Source organism: Ferruginivarius sediminum, assembly GCF_003344765.1.
Taxonomy (GTDB): Bacteria; Pseudomonadota; Alphaproteobacteria; order Kiloniellales; family Rhodovibrionaceae; genus Ferruginivarius; species Ferruginivarius sediminum.
The window spans coordinates 309,099-329,757 of record NZ_QPMH01000003.1; the positions used below are offsets into that span (position 1 = coordinate 309,099).

Consider the following 20,659-nt stretch of genomic DNA (forward strand, 5'->3'; position numbering starts at 1 on the left):
TCAACTCCTTAGTCGTATCCCCGCCCCGGCGGCGGATGCCGGGGCCTCGGCGGTGCGCCGGGAACACGCTGAAGCTCCTGCCGGTCACGCACGAGCCACTCGATCCCTTTCGAGACGGCAAGCCACATGAACACCGGCAGCAGTATCCACATGGCCAGCTTCGCCGCGCTGACGATATTGCCGTCGCGGAACCACAGCATCGTAGCCGGCATGAAGCAGCAGTAGACCAGCACCGGAAACGCCCTGTGCGGGTAGGATGCAAACCATCCGTGCAGCCGGCCCAGCGACCAGCCCACGGTGCCGAGCGTGATGATCACCCCGATAAAGCCGAAGCTGAGCCATCCGTCACCGACGATCGACCACGTCCGCGTTCCGAACCAGCCGTGGTCGTTCAGATCGACCAGCTTGATCGGCATGCCACGCGGCTTGTCGGGCCAGATCATGCGCGGAATCGGCTCGGTGAACAGCCACAGGTACTGCGTGAAATAAGTATAGGTATGCGACTTGTCCGGCACGGCCCGCACAATGTAGGCGAGGAAATCGAAATTGGCGAAGTCGGGCGCATCCAGGCTTTCCACGAAGCCCTCGTCCTCGAAAGCCTCGACACGATACCGGGTTTCGCCCACGCCGATCGCTTCGCGGAAATAATCGCGGTCCTGGCCCATCGCGTGGAATATCAGGAATACCGGGATCGCCAGCACCAGATAGCGCACGCGCATCCATCTGGCGCGATGCCAATAAAGATGCAGCAGCATCACGATACCCAGCGCCACGACAATGCCCCAGCGGCTGCCCAGGTACATGCGATAGGTGCAGAACGCCAGAAGCGGCACGTAGGCCCACCAGCGGAAGCGGTTCATCGCCAGGAACAGCGCGGTAAGCGGGATAAGCAGGTTATGCGCCTTGACGACGTAGCCGGTGGTGTTCTGGAAGTACGTCTGGGCGGAAGTGGGATCGAGGAACATGCCGGATTCGCCCCGCGCCGCCAGAAAACCGAAGATCTCCGCGTCACGCTTTGCACCATAGAGCGCGATGGGAAGCAGCAGGACCATGACGATATAGAACGCCTGTCTCTGCGTGCGGGTGAAGTAGAACCCGGAGTTGTCGAAGCGGATCGCGGCGTGCCCGGCCGACAGCGAAAAGCCGGCAAAGACCAGGAGCGCCACCGAGGTGACCGCGAGGGTCAGCAGAAAGACCTCCGGCGTCGGCTGAATGCGCATGTATTGCCACTGCGAATCAAAATCCGCGTAATGGACCAGCCATGGGCGGATGACGAAAACCAGTGCGTGGAAGACGAGATAGAAGAACAGCGGATGAAACGCCGAGGCCGAGCGGTGCGCCACGAAGAAGGCCGCCACGGCCAGGCAGAGCATCAGTTGCAGGAACAGCGCGACCTCTATCATACGCCCATCAACGTCCGGATATCACGGCGATAGTTCGCATAAGTCCGGTCCAGGCGGCGCGCCCACGAGGCGACCTGCCAGGCCGCAAGGCGTTCGGGATCGCCACAGATCGTCAGCAAGGTCTCGGTCAATCCATCGACGGAAAGCTCGTTCAGGACGGTGCCGTTCTCGCCTTCCGTCGCGCCCAGCCCCGCCATCCAGGTGTGAACGAGGCCGGTGCCCGCGCTGATCGCCTCGTGCAGGACGCGGGCGCTGCCCTCGAAGAGGCTGGGAAAGACAAAGAGGTCGGCCTCGCGGTAGTAGCGGACGATGTCCTCGTGCCGGACCTGCGGGACATGCGTGACGCGCCCCGCGAACTTCTCGAAGGTCGTGCCCGGGATATCCATGCGCCCGACGAGCGTCAGTTCGGCCGCCGACGGCGCTATTCGCGAGATTGCCGGCAGCAGGTACGCCAGCCCCTTGCGCGCTCCCACCGAGCCGGTAAACAGCAGCTTCACCGGCCGGTCCTCCAGCGGCGCGCGCCGCGGCGGTTCGGCGGGGAAGACCGTTTCGTCATAGCCTTCGTGGACGACCCGCACCTTGCCCGGGTCGCAGCCGTGCTCGATCATTGTCGAGGCGTTGAAGTCCGAGTTGCAGATGACGAGGTCAGCCAGATCCATCTCCTCGTTCTGGCGATCGATCCACGCCTGCGAATGCGGCCGATAGGCCTGCGCGAAAAACCCGGGGTGGCGTTCCTGCTCGGCCAGCATCGTCGCGTTCTCGGCCGCCGGGTGGCCGATCGACTGGTTCAGCACGCAGGTGATGCCGCGTGCCTTGGCCCAGCGGAACACCTCCAGGGAAGAGGTGTCCCAGCCCCAGACGATATCCACCGGCTCGCGCTGCATCAGGGAGATGACCTGCTGGCCGAAGCGGCGGTTGCCCCAGGCATTGACGCGCCGGATCAGCCGGTCCCAACGCAGGCGCCACAGCATCAGCTCGACGAACTCCAGGATTCCCATGCGGCGGACATGGCGGTTGTCCAGCAGCGGGAAGTAGCGCTTCAGCAACAGGCGCCGCAGGCGGGCGCCGGCCTCTCCCGGCAGGATCGCCGCCAGACGGACGGCCCGGCTGTCGGGATGAAAGTAGGCCGAGGTCGCGTACCATGCGAGCGCGCCCGCGTCCTGGAACGCGACGGCGCGTTGCCAAGCGTCCTGCGTGCCGGGATGGAAGACGCCGATACGCGGCTTGGTCACGCGCACCTTCCTCTCTTTGCCATTTCCGCGCCAGCGCAATCCGAATGCACGTGTCCTCCCTTAGGCCGGATTCGCGAAAATGGTCGGGTTGATGGTAAGCCGCCGGATGACGGCGCGCGCCAGCAGCAGGTTCCACATGACCATCGTGCCGCCCGTGGCGATGGCCGCACCCTCAAGCCCGTAAAGCGGGATCAGGACGAAGTTCAACGCCACGTTCGCCACTGTCCCGAAGAACACCGCCCACATCGTGTCCCGCTCGAACCCCGACATGTTCAGCAGCAGTGCGGTCGAGCCGCAAGCGACACGCGCGAGGTTGGCGCCCACCAGGATCGTCAGCGCAAGCCACCCGGCGGCGAAGCCGGCACCGACGATGCCGAGCAGCGCATCGCCCGCAAAGGCGAACACCAGGAAGCCGAGGCCCGCCGGAACCATCAGCAGCCGGGCGGCCCTCACCACAAGCGCCTGCAATCGCGAACGGTCGCGCGACACCCACAGCCGGGCCACGATAGGCGCCAGAACCGCCTCCGCCGCGCCGAGCGGCAGCGCCATCAACTCGGCCATCCGGGTCGCGACGTGATAGATTCCGGCCGCCGACGTATCGGCCATGGCGCCCAGCATGACGATGTCGGTATTGCGCAGGACGACGGTCAGCCCCGCCGTCCACATCATCGGCAGCGCGGCCAGCAGCCAGCGTGGCGTTTCGAACCTCGGCACCGGGTGCGGCAGGGTGCGCTCCTGCCGGAACAGGTAAAGCGCGACGAGGACCGCCGCCGTGCACAGGGCAACGCCGTGCAGCAGCAGGGCAACGAACCCGTCCGCCGGAATTCCCAGAACGATCGCCCCGGCAATGAGGAGAAGAACCCCCAGATAGCGCAGCACCCCGTCCGCCAGTTCGCCGGCCATCGCCTGCTCGCGGCCGATAAGCCAGGCGCCCATCAGGCGCAGCGCCACCACCGGCACGACAAGGCAGGCGGTGGCGAAGAACAACCAGGAGTCGCGCGGCGGCGGCCAGGGAAGAAATCCGCCCAGGGTCGCGATTGCCGCCACGGGAACCAGGACGATGGCCAGCAGCGCAACATACTGCAGTGTCCGCCGGGCCAGCCCGGTACGAAGCCCCCAGGCGTCGCGCTGCTCGTAGACGGCCACGCTGCGGGTCAGAAGCTGTGGCAGGCCAAGCGCCCCGAACATGGCCAGCAGGCTCAGGACGGAGAGCGCAACGGCATATCGGCCGTACTCCGCCGGGCCAAGCCAGCGCGCCGCCAGGAACGCCGCGGCGAAGGTCAGGCCGGTGCGGGCGATCCGAAGGCCGCCGGCGCCCGCCGTTCGCCGCGCCAGGTGGTGCCCCCTCAACGATCTCAGGCTTGCCAGACCGTCGCCCAGCGCTTGCGTCACATTCGCCATGCCCGGGCCCGGTCAGTTTCGCTCATGCGCGCGATCAGTACGCATTCCGATGGCTTAGCTTTAACAGGGTTATCGCGATGATCCGCAGATCCAGCCAGAGCGACCAGTTGTCGATGTAATAGAGATCGTGTTCAACCCGCTTCTCGATCTTCTCGACGATGTCCGTATCGCCGCGCCAGCCGTTGACCTGCGCCCAGCCGGTGATGCCCGGCAGCACGCGGTGGCGATGGGCGTATTCCTTCACCGCCTCGCGATAGGGAATGCCGCCCGCCTTGGCCGAGATCGCGTGCGGGCGCGGCCCGACAATCGACATCTCCCCTTTCAGCACGTTCAGGAGTTGCGGCAATTCGTCGAGGCTGGTGCGGCGCAGGACCACCCCGACCTTCGTGACGCGCGGATCGCCGGGCACCGTCAGCCGTTCCGCCGCCAGATCCTGCTGCGTCTGGTACATCGTGCGGAACTTGTAGACCCGGAAAAGGTTGTTGTTGAAGCCGTGGCGCGGCTGCCGGAAGAACACGGGGCCGCGGCTCTCCAACTTGATGGCAAGGGCGATCAACAGCATCAACGGCGATGCGGACAGAAGGGCGACAGTGCCGATCAGGTAGTCCTCCGCGCGCTTCAGCACGACATCCCAGCCGCTGAGCGGCCGTGTCATCAGGTTGATGGCGGGCACGCCCAGGGTCTGCCGCACAGGCCGGCCCATCAGCCGCTCGTCCAGTGCCGGCGGGGCCAGATCGACGTCGACGTTGACGGCGCGCAAGGGCTCCAGGGTTTCATGCAGCGCGTCCATGTCGCTCCAGGGAAGGACGGCAATCACCCTGTCGACGCCATTCGCTTCCGCCTTGCGAAGCAGGGCACGAGCGTCGCCGGCCACGTTCGGCTCCGTCCCGCCGGCGTCCGTCCCGGCAACGGTGAAGATGCCGGCAAGCTCGACGCCGGGCTGCGCGTTGTCCGCAAGGTGCCCGGCCAGCCGCCGGGCATCCGAAAGCAAGCCGGGGCTGGTCAGCAGGGCCACCCTTTGCGTCAACGCGCCCCGCGCGCCGGCCCGGTTCAGGAGTGCGGCCAGCACGGCGCGAAACGCCAACAGGCCGAAACCGCCAAGCAGGAACCACAGCCCCGCCCAGAGGCGGGAATACTGCTCCGACGTCTTTGTGATATAGCCCAGCAGCACGACGATAAGCATGGTCGCCGTCCAGGCAAGGACGGACTTCCGGGCCTGCGTCGGCGAGTCGCTCAAGGCTTCCGCGCCATAGACGCCGGCGGCCTGGAATACATTGGCGGCCACCGGCCCGATCAGGACGACGGCGATCAACTCGTCATGGCCTAGGGAAACCGACCCGAAGCGGGCCAAGTAGGCGAGAACCCCTGTCGCCACCAGGATGGCCAGATCGACCGCGCGCACCACGCCGACGACGACACCCGGCGACCAGCGCGTCCCAATACGCGTGGAACGCCCGTCGAGAGCGGTCAACGGTTCGCCGATATCCGCCACTTTGCCGTGATCGCTCATCCAAGCCTCTCGGCGGCACCGCGGTGTGGCCATCGGCATCCTGCCGGCCGCTCGACACGCTCGATCGGCAACGGCCGCCACGCGGGGCGGCGCTTGCGAGCGGTCGCCGGATAAGGCTTCCGGTCGGCGGACAGGCTTATCACATCAATCATCGATCGGCGATAGTCTTGTTCTTTCGTGGTAGTCTTCGTCGCATTCGAAACAGGAGGTCCGGCGCGTGGTCGAGATGTTGTTCCTCACCCTCGTCGCCCTGGCGCCGGCCGCTTTCGGCGCCGCGCCCGCGTGGGCCTGGGCGACACTGGCCTGCGGCTTCGCGCTGGCCGTGGCAGGTCATGGCGCAAAGAGTCTGAGGTCCGATTCGTACGCACCCGCGATTCCGTCCCTCGTGCTTTCCGCAATCGTTTGCCTCGGCTTCGTCCTTCTGGCCGCGCTTGCGCAGGGAATCCCCGGACTGCCAGGCGCGCACCCTCTGTGGGAACCGGCTGAAAGCGCGCTTGCAACGCCGGTCCCGACAAGCATCGCCGTCGACCCGCCGGCTGCCCGGGCGGGGCTTGCCGGCATTCTCATGGTCTGCGGCGTCGCGTGGCTCGCGCGCGAAGAGGGCTGCCGGACGGATGCGGCACGGCACCGCCTGCTGAAGGTCGTCGCCGGAAGCGCGGCGGTCTATGCCGGCTATGGCCTGCTGGCACATGCGGGGGGCTGGGACACCGTTCTGTGGGTGGAGAAAGCGGCGTACCGCAACTCCGTCACCGGCCCCTTCGTCAACCGCAACGCCTTCGCCGGCTATCTCGGCCTCGCGCTTCTGGCGTGCAGCAGCCTGCTCGCCGCGCGGGTGCGGGCGGAGGGACCGGCAACGCTGTTCGGACATGCATGGCCGTGGAGCGCGGCGTGGCTGTTGCTGGCCGCCGCGCTTCTGGGCACGCAATCGCGCGGCGGAATTGTCGCCGGCGGCATTGCGCTGATGGCGTGGCTGGCGGCCGCGCCGCGCGGGAGGGGCGGGTGGACGCGGACGATCGCACTCGCCGGCACCGCGCTCGTGGTCGCGGGAGCCATCGGCCTTGCGCTCGACCACCGATTCGTCGATCTGGCGAAGCATGCCGAACAGCGCCTGTCGCTTTACGCGTCCGCCTGGAACCTCATCTCGGAGCGTCCGTGGCTGGGACACGGTCTTGGCAGCTTCGCCGACATGTTTGCAGCCGTCGCTCCGCCAGACACGCACAGGATCTTCGTTCACGTTCATAACACGTACCTGGCGACGGCGTTCGCCCTTGGCATACCCGCCGCCATCGCCGCCGCGGCGGCGGTCGCGCTGCTGGCCGTGAACGGCTGGATCGCGGCACGCCAGGGCGCACCCGCCGGCCGTGTCGGCTTTGCCGCCGCCGTCCTGCTGGGCGCGCACGGCCTGATCGACTTCGCGCCGCAGGTTCCGGCCGTCGCCATCACCGGCGCCGCCCTGCTTGGCTTTGCGGCGGCACGGCCCCCGCGCCCGCCCCGACGGCACGCCGCAGGACGTCCGCGCGCCCGCTGGCTTGCGCGGCAGCCGTCGTGAAGGCCCTGTCGACCTGCCATGCCAACCGCAATTGGCGGTCCAGCGCCGAACGCCCGATCCGTCGCGCCGCCAGGGGCCAGAGGCGGAGGATCAACTCGGCGCGGGCCGGTGCAAGGCCGCGCTCCGTCGGGCCCGTGCGGATCGACAGGTCAAGCGCCTCGACGATAGTGGGCGCCGGGCGCGACAGCCGATAGCGAACCAGCGCCAGCCGTGTCCAGGCCTGCGCATTGGCCGGGGCCAGTGAAAGGCCGCGAACCAGTTCCCGCTCCGCCGCCTGTAGGTGGCGATTTGCACCGGCCACCCCTGCCCTGCCCGCCAACGCCAGGTGGGCGAGGGCGAGACGGAAGCGGCCGTGCCCATCCTCCCGCCACCGCAGGGCCATCCGCTCGGTCGCGATGGAATGCCGTAGCCGCACGGTCGAAGGCGGCGATCCCCGGCGAATCTCCTCGACTGCCGGGCGTGCGGGAAGCCAGGCCAGGGACGCCACCGCAATCGGCAGTGCCAGGGCCAGAAGCGCGGCGCCGATCAGAATAGCGGCCGCACCTCGCAGCCTCCGCCTATCCCTTGTAGTGGGCTCTAAGTGCGCGGCCATGGATCGGCTTGTCGGCGGTGTCGTAGTGCCTGTAACGCTTCGAATCCACGCGGGAGAGCACCGCGCCCGAGAGCATTGCCCCGGCATCGCGGAGAGTCCTGGCCGCCAAGGCGACGCTCTCGCGCGGGGTCTTGCGCCAGCGGGTCACCAGAATCGTCGCGTCGGTCAGCGGCGCCAGGACGCGCGCATCGGCGAATGGCAGCGTGGGCGGCGAATCGACGATCACGGCATCGTAGTGGGCGGCCAGCGCCTCGACCGTCAGCGCCAGACGCCTGCCGGACAGCCTGCGCCCCGGATCCCGTCCCGCCTCGCCCGCGCAGATCACGTGCAGCCCGCTCTCCCTGTCGCGACGGATGACGCCCTGAAGCGGTACGCGTCCGGCCAGATACTCGGCAAGGCCGAAGCCGGGTTTCCAACCGAAGAAACGGTGCGCGCGGGGCCGACGCAGGTCGGCCTCCACCAGGATGACGCGCTTTCGCTCGCGCGCCAGCATCCGGGCAAGCGTCACGGCCAGCGTCGTCTTCCCCTCCTGCGGCAAGGCCGAGGTCACGAGTATCGAACGCGGGGTGCGCTCCGGATCGCCGTTTTGCATGCCCGCATACATGCATCGAACCGACTCCGCGAAATCGGACGTCGGCTCGCTGATGGCATGGCGCGCCAGCCTGCGTTCCCGCCCAGTCGGCACAGGCCCGGACGGTACCGATGCCAGGACCTTGAGCCCGGCGTGCGCTTCCAGCATGTCCGGCGTTGCGACCGTGCGGTCGAAACGTTCCATCAGCATTGCGGCACCTATGCCGCTGAGCAGCGCCGTAAGAAACGCCAGGATCATGACAGGTCCGATCCAAGGTGTACTCGGGTCGCTGGGCGGCGAGGCCGCCGAGATCACGCGGGCGTCGGGCTGCTGCAGACCCTGGCTGAGCGACGTCCGCTCAAGCCGCTCGGACAAGGTGTTCAACAGCGAGCCTTCCGCCTCCATCTTTCGCTGGAGCCGGCGAAGCCGCGTCCTGGCATCCGCCTGACGGTCCGTCTTGCGCCGCATCTCGCCAAGTTCGAGCTCCAGCGTCATCTCGTGCGCCCGCGCGACCTCAAGCTCGCCGCGCAGATCCGAGAGGATGCGGCGTCCTTCCTCGGCCAGCTCCTGGCGCAGCCCTTCCAGCTCCGCGTTCACGTCCACCATCCTCGGGTGCCGGGGTCCGTACTCGGGGGACATCTCCCACTTACGCCGCAGCAACTTGGCAAGCTGCGCCTGTAATTCTTCAGCCAAGGGTGAGCGGAGGCCGGTGGGAACCGCGTTCGGACCGCTTTCCTCTAGGCCGCGCCGCAACGCCGCCAGCCGGGTTTCGATTTTCGCCCGCTCGGCCCGGGAATCCACCAGCTTGGCTTCTAGATCGCCAAGGCGTTTGGCATCGACGCCGGCGCCGCCGTCGCCAGCCAGTCCCGATTCCCGGCGGTGGTTTTCGAGCGCCCGCTCCGCCGCCTCGACACGCTCGCGCTGACGCGCAACGCGCGCTTCGAGTGCATCGGAGGTTCGGGCCCTGGCGCGAGAAACCGCCGCCTGCCGCTGGGCCAGATAATCCTGCACCAGCGCATTGGCGATGCGCGCCGCCTTGTCGGCATCCCGGCTCAACACCGCAACCTCGATAACGCGGGAGCGCCCGAGAATACGCACCGACATCTTTTCGCGCAGCGCGGCGACGGTACGGGCACGCTGCCTCTCGATCCGAAGCTCGCGCGGGGAAGGCGTGGCGACGAAACCCAGCCGCGAGAACAATCCACCGGCGGGACGGACGGCTGGATTGAACTCCGGGTCCAGCAGGAGTTGCCGCTCTCGCACGACCCGGCGGAGCAGTTCGCGGGAACGCAGGACCTCCACCTCGCTGGCGATCGCGGCACCTGTCCCGGACCCGGTTTCGCCGCCATCCGTGTCGGCGGCCTCGCGCGGCATCAGCATCACCTCCGCCGTTGCCGTGTAGCTTTCGGGCACGGCCAGCGTGACAAGCGCGGTCGCCAGCAGGATCAGGGCCGCTACACCCGCCACCGTGGATCGACGCCGCCACAGCACACGCAGCGCATCCGCGCCGTCCGGCGCAGCCGGGCTTTGCGGCTGCCGCGCGGCCATGGGGACTGTCCGGCTCGGCGCGGGCGATAGCTGTGGGAGTGTGCCATGCATGACGCGAATCCGGCCTAGAAGAGATCGCGTTCGGGAACGCGGACGATGTCGCCGGGGCCGACGGCATCCTCTTCGTCAGCGGGCTTTCCCCGCCGCGAAGAACCCCTGGCACGCAGGACGCTTACAGCCGTCCTGTCGGCATGCTCGGTGTAACCACCGGCCAGCGCGATGGCGCCCATCACGGTCAGGCCGCGTTCATAGGGGTACCGGCCGGGTTGTTCCACCTCGCCCAGCACGTAGATCGGCCGATGGCCGAGGACTTGCACCGTGACGCGAGGGCTCCTCAGGTAGTCCGGCCGCAGTGCCCGCACGATTGCCGCCTCCGCCCCGCGCAGGGTTTCGCCGTCGAGGGCGACGCGCCCCGCCAGCGGAAGCGAAACCGAGCCGCTACGATCCAGACGGAACTCCCCGGAAAGGTCTTCATGGCCATACACCGTCACGCCGATCCGGTCGCCAGGGACCAGACGGTAAGGGCGCGCGTCGTCCCGCGCGCGAAGCGGCAGCGCCGAGGCGATCATGGCGATCAGCAAGACGGCGACGAAGACGATCCTCAAGCGCACCATCGCCGCCCCGCATCAGAACCTTAACCGGAGGCCGCTGGTAACGCGGTTCAGCGTAAAGTCGGCATCCGCGCTGGATTCCCGCGTCGTGAACTCGTACTGGGCCCGGAACCGTGCGTAACCGCTCAAGGCGTACTCCAGACCGGCGCCGGCACGGTACACCTCGTCGATGCGGTCGATTCCACGGAAATCGTTGCGGGCGTAACCGGCCGTGAGATTGACGTGCAGTTTCGGAAGCAGCCTGTGCTTGAAGCGCATGTCGGCCGCCGTCTCGAAGAAACCGCTGGCGCCCGGGACCGTCGTCTCGCGTAGCTCACGGCCGACGATCAGTTCCATTCTGCTCGATCTGCCAAGGTCCGTATCAAGGCGGCCTTGCAGCGTCAGGCCGGAAACCGTGCCCAGCCGCGCGTCCTCGAAATCCTGGCGGCGGTAACCGATGGCGATCAGGCCGGAAGTTGCGCGTCCAAGCGCCAGCTCTGCGCCGACAGCACCTTCGAGTGCATCTGAATCCCGGGCGAAGCCGTTGTCGTCGCGCGCCGCCGCGTAATCCGTCGTGTCGTAGGCGGCATGCACGAAGGGCCGCAACCGACCGCCGCCGTCGTACCGCAGACGTGCCGACCCGCTCCACAAGGTGCGGTCGCGGTCATCGTTGTTGATGGTCGCGATGCCGAAGAAGTCGGCATCCTGGAAGTCCAGGTCCTCGTAACTGGCGGCGAAGCTGAGCCCGAGCGATGCGAACTGCTGTTCGGCGTCCACCTGGGCCCTGACGTGATCGACGGGCGTCGGCTCCGACCCGCGCGCGTCGTTCGGCGAAGCCCGATCCTCGTGCTCGCGGGCATAGCTTGCCATACCGCCCACTTTCGTGCCGGGCAGGATGTCGATGAAGCCATCGACGCTTGCGCGGTAATCCACGGTGTCCTCGCTGGAAGTCATCGTATGCGCCTTGCCGAGCGCGACACCGCGAAACGCCAGGCCATGGCTGCGCCAGTCGCTTTCGACTTCCGCCGCCATCCGGGCCTGCGCGACGACGTCGGCGACCAGCGCCTCGTCCGTGGCGAACAGGTTGTCGACGTAAGTGGTGGCGATATCGGCGGCGAGATAGGTCAGGAAGCCGCCAAGACGAATGCCGCCGCCATCGGACTTGGCGCCCGCCCGCCAGTGACGGGAGGGCTTGGTAAGCGCGTCGCCGGCCCAGGCCTCGCCACCAGCTTGCACGAGCGTCGTTATCCCCGCCGCCAGGATGGCGGCGGATACGGCTGCCAGCCTCATTTCCGGAAACCTATGGCAGGACGGGGCTGGCGACCCGGCGCAGCACCGGCGCCACGCTGCCGATCAAGGGCGACAGAAGTGTCGCATCGGCGGTGCGGCCCATTGACGCCTGCTCCCCCTCGAATGAATCCAGCGAGTCGGAGGGCAGCGGTGCCAACTCTCGATATTGCTGTGTCGCGTCGCCCGCCAGCTCCATCCCCGGCCCGAGGCCGCCGACCCGTTGCGAGGCATCGTATGCCGACGGCAGCCGGCCAATCGCGCCGCCCGAAGCTCGCGATACCCGGTCGCCAGCGCGCGCCCTCGCGCCTCCGCCCGGCCTGTCAAGCGACGCAAGCATCAATCCGTTCCCGGAATCCGCTTTGCCGACCAGTCCGACGCCTTCCAGCGCACGCTCGATAGCAGGGGAGCCGCCGGGATGGCGTGCGCCGGCGTAGCGGATCATCGCCTGGGCCATCACGTTGGAAGCATCACCGTGCCTGGCGATCAACTCCCGAAGGCCCCGGCCGACCTGGCGCGCCTCTCCATGCAGGGCAAGCGCCTCAAGCTGCGCGGCCAGCGGCGCCGGAAGCCTGACGGCCACGCCGGCGCCAAGGGAGACCCCGACGTCGCCGTTGGCGAAAACGTACTCCGCCACTGGCGCAGCTCCCGGCGTGTCGCTACTGCCTGTCTGGGCCGAAGCTCTGGGGACGGCAACCGCAAGAAACGCCGTGGCAAGAGCCACGGTTTTCCATCCAGGATACAGCATTTGCCTCTCGCCTGCTAAGTACGCCGGTTGCATCAGCTTGCATTCGCCGTCAAACGCAAAGTTGACAATCAGTGGCATTGTCCCGGATGACGGGCTGGAATGCACCAGATACGCACTCTTTCGTGTTTGATTGCTCGCCGATGGCGTATACGCGCGTCGCGTCGATTGCAACATCAAAGTGGATTTCGTATCTATTTTGCTACTTTAAGTATTATTCCGTTTATAGATTTACGTCTGGAGGTACCATTTATTGCGAACAAATCGTGAATTTTTGGCTGTTAGCTTGGATTCGCAAAAGCGGAATGGAAAACAGGTAGTTGGCACGCATGTTCAATGGGAAGGACGCACGGGGATGAAGTTGAATGAAATGAGGAAGACGCTGCTTCGGCTGGAAGATGGGGCACGCGGACTTGGCCTGGAAACGGCGCCACATCTGCTTGCCGCCGCCCGTTGCGAGGTCGAGGACCGCATCCGCGAAGCGGCCCGGACCCCGCCCGAACCATGGCCTCAGCCACCATCGCTCGACAGCGACACCTGACTGGCCACCGGCATGGCGGTCACCTGGTAGCGATTGGATAGATCCGGCGCCCGGCACGAACACCCCTGGAAAGATTTTACTAAAAATCTTCTACTTATTGGTTTGTTACTCGGCATATCATTTTCACAAAAGACGACATCTTTTCGTGTTCTGCCATATAACCGCACTACTTATGCAACTTATGCGATTTCCGTGGCGAGATCGTGGAGTCAATTGCTTAGAGGTATTCGATAATCTGGTGCATCGAGGCCATGGCCCTTGCCGGCATACATGTGACTTCAAACCTTGTAGTTCGTTCGATCATTAGCTAATACAACTCTGGCGACAATCCCATGGAATGCGCTAACCTACAGGTGCCGCGTAGGGGTGATGGATATCAAACCCCCGCCAAGCGGAGCGTGCATAACGATCAACCGGCATCCGAGATTCGAAGTATGCAGAAGCGCGTCAGGGAACTTGGTCTAGGGGATTGGGACGACGTTCGAGTCTTTCTCGCCGTCACCCGCAGCGGCAGTTTCAGCCGGGCGGCGGAAATGCTTGGCGCCACACAGTCGACCGTGAGCCGCCGCATCCAGAGCCTTGAGGAACGCCTCGGCGCAAAGCTTTTCGACCGTCATGCGCAAGGGATGCGGCCAACCCCCGCCGCCCGCGCCGTGATCCGGCGGGCGGAATTGATGGAAACGCAGGCGCAGTCGATCGAACGCGCCCTCGTCGGCAGCGACATGGAAACCCAGGGGTCGGTGAGAGTCACCGGCACCGAAGGCATTCTCTCATGCTGGCTGGTCCCCCGCCTCCAGCCGTTCCGGGAGGACTTCCCGGAGATCAGGATCGAGTTGATCATCGCCGACAAGCCGCTCAATCTCGGCGCCCGGGAGGCCGACATCGCCCTTCGGTTCGGGGAACCGGCCGATCCCCGCCTGATCAGCCGCGAACTGGGGCAGGTGCATTTCGGCCTGTTCGCCGCGCGCACCTACCTGGAACGCTGCGGGCAGCCGGAATCCTTCACCGATCTGCGCGACCACGCGATTCTCAATCATTCCAACTATTACGACGCGGATACGGATGACGTCTGGCGCCGGCTGATCGATGACCATGCGCAACTTCCACTTCATACGAATTCGTCGATCTCATATCTTCACGCTGTCCGCCACGGCCTCGGGATCGGACTGCTACCGCTTTACATCGACGGTGTAGCGCCGGAACTGGTTTCCCTTGATCTGAACATCGGCTATGTGCGCGACCTGTTCATGGTCACGCACCGGGAAACCGATAAGCGCGCACGGATCCAGGCCCTGACGCAATACGTAAAGACGCTTGCCGAGCAAGGTCTGCATCACTGGTTCCTGTGAACGCCGGGCATGGCGGTCAGTGCCTGGAAGGTACGCCGGTCCGCGGCCGCGCCAGGCCTTTCATGCGCCACCACGTCCGCACGACGGCCACGTCCGGCTCCGCCGACAACAGCCATTCGCGCCGCAGCAGCGTGAATGGCCCCGGCTGCCCGGTCGCACCGTCGAAAAGCCGGGACCATGCCGCGACAAGCCGCTCGAATTCTCCGCCCTTCACGCGGTCCACAGGCGCGTGGAGGTTCCGAGGCAGGCACTCGCGCGGCAGCCCAAGCGCAAGGAATAGCGCGAGAGTGACCCGGAACGCCCGCCACAGCCGCGCCCGGCGAACGCGCCAAAGGATCTCTTCCCAATCCAGTTCGCCACCGTGGTCGCGCAGCAGGACAAGCGCATCCGCAAGCTGTTTCACGGCGAACGGTCCGAACTTGTCCTTCGATGCGTTGCTTATCGCCAGCAGGAGAACATGCTCCAAGGCCGGCAGCGCGTAGGCGTCCTCCTCGATGCGGCATCCCGCGCCCAGCACCGCCTCGGCCGACAAGCCGCGGGAGAGTGGATAGCAATCCGGCTTCAGGTGGATGTCGACGTTTACCGCGCCGTCCGGCGATATGCACGGCGCGAGGCTGGCATCGGAGATGAAACCCCAGCGCGGCAGCGGTGCGGGCATGAAGCGATAGCCGGCCGCGCCAAGGAAATCGACGAGACGCCGCCAATCCTCCGGCCGGACCAGGATGTCCAGGTCGCCGACGACGCGGGCATCCGGGTCGCCATAGAGCAGTGCCGCGTTGGCGAACCCCTTGAGCGCGACCGGGTCGAAGCCAGCAGAGGCGATCCAGCGCAGCGTTTGGCGCTGACGCGCGCGGCGGAATCGTCCTTGCAGCCGACTGAGCCGCACGGCCTCCCCGTCAAGCAGCTTATCCGCAACCGGCCCAAGCAGGTCCGCCGCCATTGCCGGGGAAGTGAGCCCGGCAAGGCGTGCCGCCCAGGTCGCCGCGCCGCCCGGCAACGCCGCCGGCGCCGCGGCCGGGTGCGCTATCAGGTGCCAGAATCCCACCCCGCCCTCGCGTGACGTGCGCATAGGTATTTCGCGTGTCGCGTGTTTTGATAAACTTTTCATCAACTTTTGTGTTCTATCTCATTGGTATGAGCGAGCGCGATCCCTTTTTCCGATACTACTTCGAGCGAGTCGACCCCGAGGTGGCGGCGTCCTTCACGCCCGCCCAGCGCAGGGCGATCAAGCTCATGTTCGGCGCCAGAGCACGGGCCAAGCACGACATCGATGTCCGCAGATCGATCGGGCTTCTTGGCAGGCGGTACTACTTTGTCCTTCTGGGCGGCGTGGAGCGGCGCGACAAGGAACGCCTGCAGCGCGAGGGCATGGTGTCAAGCCTGCTGGATGCGGCGGTCAGCTTGATCGGTCTGGCCGCGATGCTCCTGCCGGTCGTGATCGTGGTGTACTTCCTGAAATCCAGCCTGGGCGTGGATTTGATCTCCGACGGCGGCGTACATGGCCTGATGGATGAGGTGGGCGAGCAGATTCGCACCAGCATGCGCTGACCGTCTTGAGTTTCGCCTTGCCGTCGGGCGAAAGTCCCCTGCCGGCCTCCATTGAGGCGGCGGCTGACGGTTCAGGGACGGGGCTTTAAACGCGTGGCAGCCAAACGACAGTCCAGCGGCGGACAGCCCGGCGCACTATCGGCGCACGTGCTGTTTTTTGCTGTGCTTGCGCTGGCGCCGTTGCCGCTGGCCTCGAACAAGCCCTGGGCATGGAGCGCCCTGGCGCTGGCCGTCGGCCTCGCCTGCACGATCTGGGGCCTGCACGCCTGGCGAAACCGGGCCGCGATCCTGATACCCCACAACCGCTCCCTGCCCTTCGCGCTCGCGTTCGGGGCCTATCTGGCGTGGTGCACCCTGCAGGCCTCGACGCTGCTGCCGGACGCCTGGGCGCCCGAGGTCTGGTCGCGTGCGGCCGTGGCACTGAACCGGGATCTCGCGGGCCGTGTCGCTGTCGATCCCTCGGCCGCCATCGAAACCGCAATGCGCCTCCTGACCTATGCCGGCGTGTTCTGGCTAAGCCTGCATTTCTCCCGGGATTCCGGCATGGCGCGACGGGTTCTTTGGGTCGCGGCCCTGTCCGGCTTCGCCTATGCGGCCTACGGCCTGGCCGTTCACTTGAGCGGAAGCGGGACGATCCTGTGGTTCGACAAGTGGCATTACGTCGAATCGCTGACCAGCACCTTCGTCAACCGGAACAACTACGCGACCTACGCGGGCCTGACCGTGCTGACCTGCCTGACGCTCGCGTTCGACCGTGCCGCGGAGGCGTCCCGCAGTTTCGACGCATCGCCGCGCGGCCTGCTGCTTGCGCTCGACAGGCTGCGACCGGCGGACTGGTTTTTGGCAGCGGCGGTTGTCGTAACCGGAACCGCGCTGCTGCTGTCCCAGTCTCGCGGCGGCTTCGTCGCGTGCCTGGCGGGCGTGCTGGCCTTCGCGCTCAGCCTTCGCAGGACGCGCGGGGCCTCGCGTCTCTGGACGCCCGCCGTCATTGGCTTGCTGCTTGGTGCCGGGGTGCTGCTGGCCATCTCCGGCGGCGATCTTGCCGGGCGCCTGGCGGACCTGATGGCGGGCAGCGCCGTGGAGCGACGGGGCGAGGTCTATGCCCTGACTGCCCGGCAAATCGCCGAGCATCCCTGGCTGGGTATCGGGCCGGGTGGCTTCGACAACGTCTATCAGGCCGCGCGGACCGATGCTTTCGGCATCACCAAGGAGACGTTCCTGCGGGCACACAACAGCTTCCTGGAGGTGGCGCTGGAGGCCGGGCTTCCGGCGTTCCTGCTGCTAATGGCGTTACTTTCGGCCCTGCTGTTGCGCTGCCTGCGCGGCGCCGCGACGCGGCGGCGGAACGCGGTGTTCCCGTGCCTGGGTGTCGGGGCGACGGCGCTGGTCGCGACGCACAGCCTGGTCGACTTCAGCCTGCAGATCCCGGCCGTCAGCATCACCTACGCCGCCCTCATGGGGACGGCCGTCGCGCAGTCCTGGCGGCACGGCCGGCATATCCACGGGTCTTCAGCTGCCCAGGGCGGCGCAGCCGTCGAAGCTTCGTTGCTGCCACGCGGCGGCCAGACGGCAGCGCAGGCCCGGCTGGCCGGCGAGCAGGCTTAGCGCCAGGCGGACGTCCAGCGGGCGCTCAAGCCTGCGGGTCAGATGGCGCGGCACGTTCTCAACCGCCCAGGCAAGGCGCTCCCGCACCTCCTCGCGCAGGCCGGCGTCCAGCGTTTGCCAGCTTCGCAGGCCGAGCCGGACATGAGCGAGGACGAGCCGGCGCGTGCGCGGCGCCGCCGTCATTGCCTCCCGGAACGCCGTGCGAAACGCATCCGTCCCACCCTGACGGCCATAAAGGGCGACGGCGAGCTGGCTCCAGGAGTAGGGCAGCGCGGGGCTTCGTGCCAACGCATCCCGGTGCGCCTCGATCGCGCAATCGAGCAGACGCGCGCCTTCCCGGCTTTGCACCCCCGCCATATGCGCAGCGGAAAGGCAGAGTTCCCCGAGACGGGCGCGGTCGCGGGGGTTGTCGTAGATCGAAAGAGCTGTCCTGTGCGCCTCGATCGCGCGGCGCAGGCGCGGGGGCTCCACTGTCTCTCCACGCGCCAGTCGCGCGGCGATCGAGCTGTGAGGGGCGACGATCAGGCCGCCTGCGAAGCGCGGGCCGGCAAGAGCCAGCAGGATCAGCCCGGCAGCGACCGCGACGACCGCCGCACCGCGCCGGGGTCGGCTGCCCCTCCTTACGCCGCTGCCGGTTTCAGCGTGCGCCATAGTACTTGCGGTAAGCGTCGCCGTAATACTGGCCGGAATCCGTGTAGTCGTACTGGGCATGCTTGCGCAGGTCGACGTGGCTCAGCACAAGCCCGATGTATGGGGCGCCAACGGCCGCGAGATGCTGCAACCCGCGCTGCACCAATTCCCGTTTGGTCTTTCCCCAGTGGACCAGATAAACGACCGCATCCGCCTTCCCGGCCAGCAGCAGGGCATCGGACACCGCCAGCACCGGCGGCGTGTCCAGAATCACCGTCTCGTATTCCTGCGCCAGCGCCCGAACGAGGTTCACCATCACGTCCGAACCTAGCAGCTCGTCCGGGTGATACACCTCGGACCCCGCGGTGATGAAGTGGACGCCGCTTGCCGGATCGACCTCGATGACCTCGTCCAGCCGTGCGTTCCCCGCCAGGAAATCGCTCAGCCCCAGACGATCGGCGAATCCCAAGTAACCGCCGAGATTCGCGACACGCAGATCGCAGTCGACGACAATACAGCGCTGGCCGGTCTGCACCATCTGCGCGGCCAGCGACAGGGTCGTCGACGTCTTGCCTTCGTGCGGGACGGATGAGGTGACCATGACCACGGACGGCCGCTTGCCGCCAGGGGCCAGCATCAGGCTCGTGCGCAGCGTACGAATCGATTCAGCGAATATCGATCCCTGGCGCAGGGCCAGCGTGCTGTGCGGTTGCTGATTGCGGCGAAGCTTCACCGCCGGGACCAGGCCAAGGCTTGGGTGGCCGGTCTGGTTCTCCATCTGCGTCAGGCTTCGGAAACCGGCGTCCAGATATTCAAGTAGGAACGCCAGACAGACCGCCAGCCCGGCCGAGACGATGAACGCCATGGCGACGAAGATCTTCTTGTTCGGATAGAATGGCCCCCCGGGTGGTTGTGCCTGGTTGATGATACGCGCGTCCGGCTGCTGGATCGTGTCTTCCTGGACGCTCGTCTCCTTCAGGCGCTGCAGCAGGGTGCGATAAAGCTCCTCGTTGGCGTCCACCTCGCTTTGCAGCGTCTGGAGCTTGACCTCCGCGTCGTTGAGTTCGTCGATCCGCGATTGCAGGCGCGCGATCTCCGTTTCCAGGTTGCGCACCCGCACCTGTGCCACCTGGTACTCGTTGCCAAGGTTACTGGCGATCTTGCCGACCTCGTTCTCGATCCTGTCCTGCAGGTTCGCAAGCTCGGCCCTGGCGTTGATCATCTTCGGGTGGCTGTCGCGAAACTGCGTTTCCAGCTCGGCCACTCGCCGATTGAGGCGAATCTCCTGGACCCGCAACTGCTCGATCAGGTCGGAATCGAGGACAGCCGCCGCGGTCTCGATCTCGCCAGGGTTCTTCAGCAGTTGCTGCACCTGCTCGTAGCGTGCGCGGACCTCGGCCATGTTGCCGCGGGCGTTGACGAGTTGGCTGTTCAACTGCGCCAGTTGTTGGGCGGGCAGAGAGGGACCCGAACCGTTGCCGAGGCCGCTTTGCTGCCGGAACTCGTGCAGCCGGCTCCTGGATTCCAGAAGCCTCGCCTGCACCTCCTCGACACGGCCGCGCAGCCAGTCGCCAGCCTTGTTCGTGACCTCGGTCTTGGTTTCGGCCTGCGATTCGATATAGAGCGCCGCCGTGGTGTTCGCCGCCACGGCCGCGAAGCGGGGATCCGTCGAAATATAGCGCACCGTGATCACCCGGCTGCGCTCGGAAGCGAAAACCGACAGGCCCGCGAGATACTGACTGGTCAGACGCTCGATCAGCGGGTCCGTATTGCTTTCCGTCGCCGGAACCTGCTCCCAGGGTTCCCTCACAGTTTGGGCAGCCGTTCCATCCCCGGCCCGACGCGGGGGCGGCGGCGCCGCCAGCACCCCGACATCCTGCAACCAGACGCGGAGGTTCGCGGTTCCCTGGCGGAGCAAATCCTTGAACAGCGCAACCATACCCCGAGACTCGGCCTCTCCCGCCTTAGGCTCCGGGTTGAAAAGCTCGCTGTCGGCCAATTGCAGGCGCAGCACGGCTTCCCGTGCCAATTCGTGCGAGGCGATGACCGCCGCCTCGGTTTCAGCGGTCTGCCAGTCCACAGAGAGGTCGCCGACGACCTTCTGCACCGGAACGATGTTCCGCCGATCCGGGTCCAGGACGATCTGTGCGTCGGCCCGGTAAAGCGGGGTCAACTGGCTGACGTAGAGGGCGGCGCAGACGGTGATGAGCGAGACCAGCCCGATGATCAGCACCTTGTGCCGGCGCAGTACGCCGAACAGGAAACGGAGATCGATTCCTGCACTCGCAGGATCCGGCGGCCCGTTGCGATCCGGGCCATGACCGTAATGGCCATGGTATGCGCCGGGCGCGATCCGCCCGGCGCCGTGGTGCGGCGCGGGTATCCCCGTATCGCCGTCACCTGCCTGCTTCAGGCTGCGGACACTCGATTGTATTGTCACACCCGGCCGTTCCCCATTGCCCCCGAACGGACCCCTGTAACATCATAGCACGAAAGGCTTAGCGTTTACCGCAGGCGATGCCCCTTAAGCGCCGTTGTTATCCGAACGTTTGTCGTAG

At 66.5% G+C, this 20,659-nt stretch carries 17 protein-coding genes; 5 read left to right on the plus strand and 12 right to left on the minus strand.

Features of this window, described 5'->3' with window-relative positions:
- Positions 1-8 precede the first annotated feature (8 nt).
- From DRB17_RS05190 to DRB17_RS05205, 4 genes are read right to left on the minus strand one after another with little or no spacing between them, the layout of a single operon-like run.
- Complete coding sequence (locus tag DRB17_RS05190; protein ID WP_114581112.1) at positions 9-1,403, minus strand: O-antigen polymerase; 1,395 nt, start codon at positions 1,401-1,403, stop codon at positions 9-11.
- Positions 1,400-2,635, minus strand: coding sequence for a glycosyltransferase family 4 protein (locus DRB17_RS05195; RefSeq protein ID WP_147274810.1), 1,236 nt, complete (start codon positions 2,633-2,635; stop codon positions 1,400-1,402). Before DRB17_RS05195 ends, DRB17_RS05190 begins: the two co-directional genes overlap by 4 nt.
- Positions 2,636-2,695: 60 nt before the next feature.
- On the minus strand, positions 2,696-4,036 hold the full coding sequence (locus DRB17_RS05200) for an oligosaccharide flippase family protein (RefSeq protein ID WP_114581114.1): 1,341 nt from the start codon (positions 4,034-4,036) through the stop codon (positions 2,696-2,698).
- 34 nt (positions 4,037-4,070) lie between these two features.
- Positions 4,071-5,546 (minus strand): undecaprenyl-phosphate glucose phosphotransferase, encoded by a 1,476-nt coding sequence (locus DRB17_RS05205; RefSeq protein WP_161958706.1) that lies wholly within the window; start codon positions 5,544-5,546, stop codon positions 4,071-4,073.
- Between the two features lie 226 nt (positions 5,547-5,772).
- Here DRB17_RS05205 and DRB17_RS05210 point away from each other — a divergent pair, with 226 nt between their 5' ends.
- Positions 5,773-7,095 carry an O-antigen ligase family protein gene (locus tag DRB17_RS05210; protein WP_241503750.1) on the plus strand — a complete coding sequence of 441 codons (1,323 nt, stop codon included), beginning with the start codon at positions 5,773-5,775 and terminating at the stop codon, positions 7,093-7,095.
- On the opposite strand, the gene DRB17_RS19850 is transcribed toward DRB17_RS05210, so the two are convergent.
- The 5 genes from DRB17_RS19850 to DRB17_RS05230 form a co-directional block, all read right to left on the minus strand.
- A complete protein-coding gene (locus DRB17_RS19850) occupies positions 6,986-7,687 on the minus strand; it encodes a hypothetical protein (RefSeq protein WP_147274811.1) in 702 nt (233 codons plus the stop codon). The two genes, DRB17_RS05210 and DRB17_RS19850, sit on opposite strands and share 110 nt — an antisense overlap.
- Complete coding sequence (locus tag DRB17_RS05215; protein WP_161958707.1) at positions 7,653-9,806, minus strand: GumC family protein; 2,154 nt, start codon at positions 9,804-9,806, stop codon at positions 7,653-7,655. Before DRB17_RS05215 ends, DRB17_RS19850 begins: the two co-directional genes overlap by 35 nt.
- A 65-nt stretch (positions 9,807-9,871) precedes the next feature.
- Entirely contained in the window at positions 9,872-10,420 is a 549-nt protein-coding gene (locus tag DRB17_RS05220) for a polysaccharide biosynthesis/export family protein (protein ID WP_114581118.1), read from the minus strand.
- A gap of 12 nt (positions 10,421-10,432) precedes the next feature.
- On the minus strand, positions 10,433-11,686 hold the full coding sequence (locus DRB17_RS05225) for an outer membrane beta-barrel protein (RefSeq protein ID WP_114581119.1): 1,254 nt from the start codon (positions 11,684-11,686) through the stop codon (positions 10,433-10,435).
- 10 nt (positions 11,687-11,696) lie between these two features.
- Positions 11,697-12,320 (minus strand): hypothetical protein, encoded by a 624-nt coding sequence (locus DRB17_RS05230; protein ID WP_114581120.1) that lies wholly within the window; start codon positions 12,318-12,320, stop codon positions 11,697-11,699.
- 478 nt (positions 12,321-12,798) lie between these two features.
- On the opposite strand from DRB17_RS05230, the gene DRB17_RS20150 reads away from it, so the two are divergent.
- Together DRB17_RS20150 and DRB17_RS05240 are read left to right on the plus strand one after the other, a co-directional pair.
- On the plus strand, positions 12,799-12,969 hold the full coding sequence (locus tag DRB17_RS20150) for a hypothetical protein (protein ID WP_153242358.1): 171 nt from the start codon (positions 12,799-12,801) through the stop codon (positions 12,967-12,969).
- 434 nt (positions 12,970-13,403) lie between these two features.
- On the plus strand, positions 13,404-14,318 hold the full coding sequence (locus DRB17_RS05240) for a LysR family transcriptional regulator (RefSeq protein WP_161958708.1): 915 nt from the start codon (positions 13,404-13,406) through the stop codon (positions 14,316-14,318).
- Positions 14,319-14,334: 16 nt separating this feature from the next.
- Here the strand turns inward: DRB17_RS05240 and DRB17_RS05245 are convergent, their stop codons facing one another.
- Positions 14,335-15,387 (minus strand): nucleotidyltransferase family protein, encoded by a 1,053-nt coding sequence (locus DRB17_RS05245; protein ID WP_161958709.1) that lies wholly within the window; start codon positions 15,385-15,387, stop codon positions 14,335-14,337.
- 65 nt (positions 15,388-15,452) lie between these two features.
- On the opposite strand from DRB17_RS05245, the gene DRB17_RS05250 reads away from it, so the two are divergent.
- The gene (locus DRB17_RS05250) at positions 15,453-15,866 is read left to right on the plus strand and encodes a hypothetical protein (protein WP_147274812.1); all 414 of its coding nucleotides are present in this window, start codon (positions 15,453-15,455) and stop codon (positions 15,864-15,866) included.
- A gap of 93 nt (positions 15,867-15,959) precedes the next feature.
- The gene (locus DRB17_RS05255) at positions 15,960-17,471 is read left to right on the plus strand and encodes an O-antigen ligase family protein (protein WP_147274813.1); all 1,512 of its coding nucleotides are present in this window, start codon (positions 15,960-15,962) and stop codon (positions 17,469-17,471) included.
- Here DRB17_RS05255 and DRB17_RS05260 read toward each other — a convergent pair.
- Positions 17,376-18,122: a hypothetical protein gene (locus DRB17_RS05260; RefSeq protein WP_114581126.1), complete on the minus strand. Its 747-nt coding sequence runs from the start codon at positions 18,120-18,122 to the stop codon at positions 17,376-17,378. The two genes, DRB17_RS05255 and DRB17_RS05260, sit on opposite strands and share 96 nt — an antisense overlap.
- Positions 18,109-20,541 (minus strand): GumC family protein, encoded by a 2,433-nt coding sequence (locus DRB17_RS05265; RefSeq protein WP_114581127.1) that lies wholly within the window; start codon positions 20,539-20,541, stop codon positions 18,109-18,111. Before DRB17_RS05265 ends, DRB17_RS05260 begins: the two co-directional genes overlap by 14 nt.
- Between the last annotated feature and the right edge of the window lie 118 nt (positions 20,542-20,659).

Bases quoted from the DNA above. Each gene is read 5' to 3' on its own strand.
- DRB17_RS05190 (WP_114581112.1), bottom strand. From the start codon at position 1,403: ATGATAGAGGTCGCGCTGTTCCTGCAACTGATGCTCTGCCTGGCCGTG.
- DRB17_RS05200 (WP_114581114.1), bottom strand. From the start codon at position 4,036: ATGGCGAATGTGACGCAAGCGCTGGGCGACGGTCTGGCAAGCCTGAGA.
- DRB17_RS05205 (WP_161958706.1), bottom strand. From the start codon at position 5,546: ATGAGCGATCACGGCAAAGTGGCGGATATCGGCGAACCGTTGACCGCT.
- DRB17_RS05210 (WP_241503750.1), top strand. From the start codon at position 5,773: ATGTTGTTCCTCACCCTCGTCGCCCTGGCGCCGGCCGCTTTCGGCGCC.
- DRB17_RS19850 (WP_147274811.1), bottom strand. From the start codon at position 7,687: ATGGCCGCGCACTTAGAGCCCACTACAAGGGATAGGCGGAGGCTGCGA.
- DRB17_RS05215 (WP_161958707.1), bottom strand. From the start codon at position 9,806: ATGGCCGCGCGGCAGCCGCAAAGCCCGGCTGCGCCGGACGGCGCGGAT.
- DRB17_RS05220 (WP_114581118.1), bottom strand. From the start codon at position 10,420: ATGGTGCGCTTGAGGATCGTCTTCGTCGCCGTCTTGCTGATCGCCATG.
- DRB17_RS05225 (WP_114581119.1), bottom strand. From the start codon at position 11,686: ATGAGGCTGGCAGCCGTATCCGCCGCCATCCTGGCGGCGGGGATAACG.
- DRB17_RS20150 (WP_153242358.1), top strand. From the start codon at position 12,799: ATGAGGAAGACGCTGCTTCGGCTGGAAGATGGGGCACGCGGACTTGGC.
- DRB17_RS05240 (WP_161958708.1), top strand. From the start codon at position 13,404: ATGCAGAAGCGCGTCAGGGAACTTGGTCTAGGGGATTGGGACGACGTT.
- DRB17_RS05245 (WP_161958709.1), bottom strand. From the start codon at position 15,387: ATGCGCACGTCACGCGAGGGCGGGGTGGGATTCTGGCACCTGATAGCG.
- DRB17_RS05250 (WP_147274812.1), top strand. From the start codon at position 15,453: ATGAGCGAGCGCGATCCCTTTTTCCGATACTACTTCGAGCGAGTCGAC.
- DRB17_RS05260 (WP_114581126.1), bottom strand. From the start codon at position 18,122: ATGGCGCACGCTGAAACCGGCAGCGGCGTAAGGAGGGGCAGCCGACCC.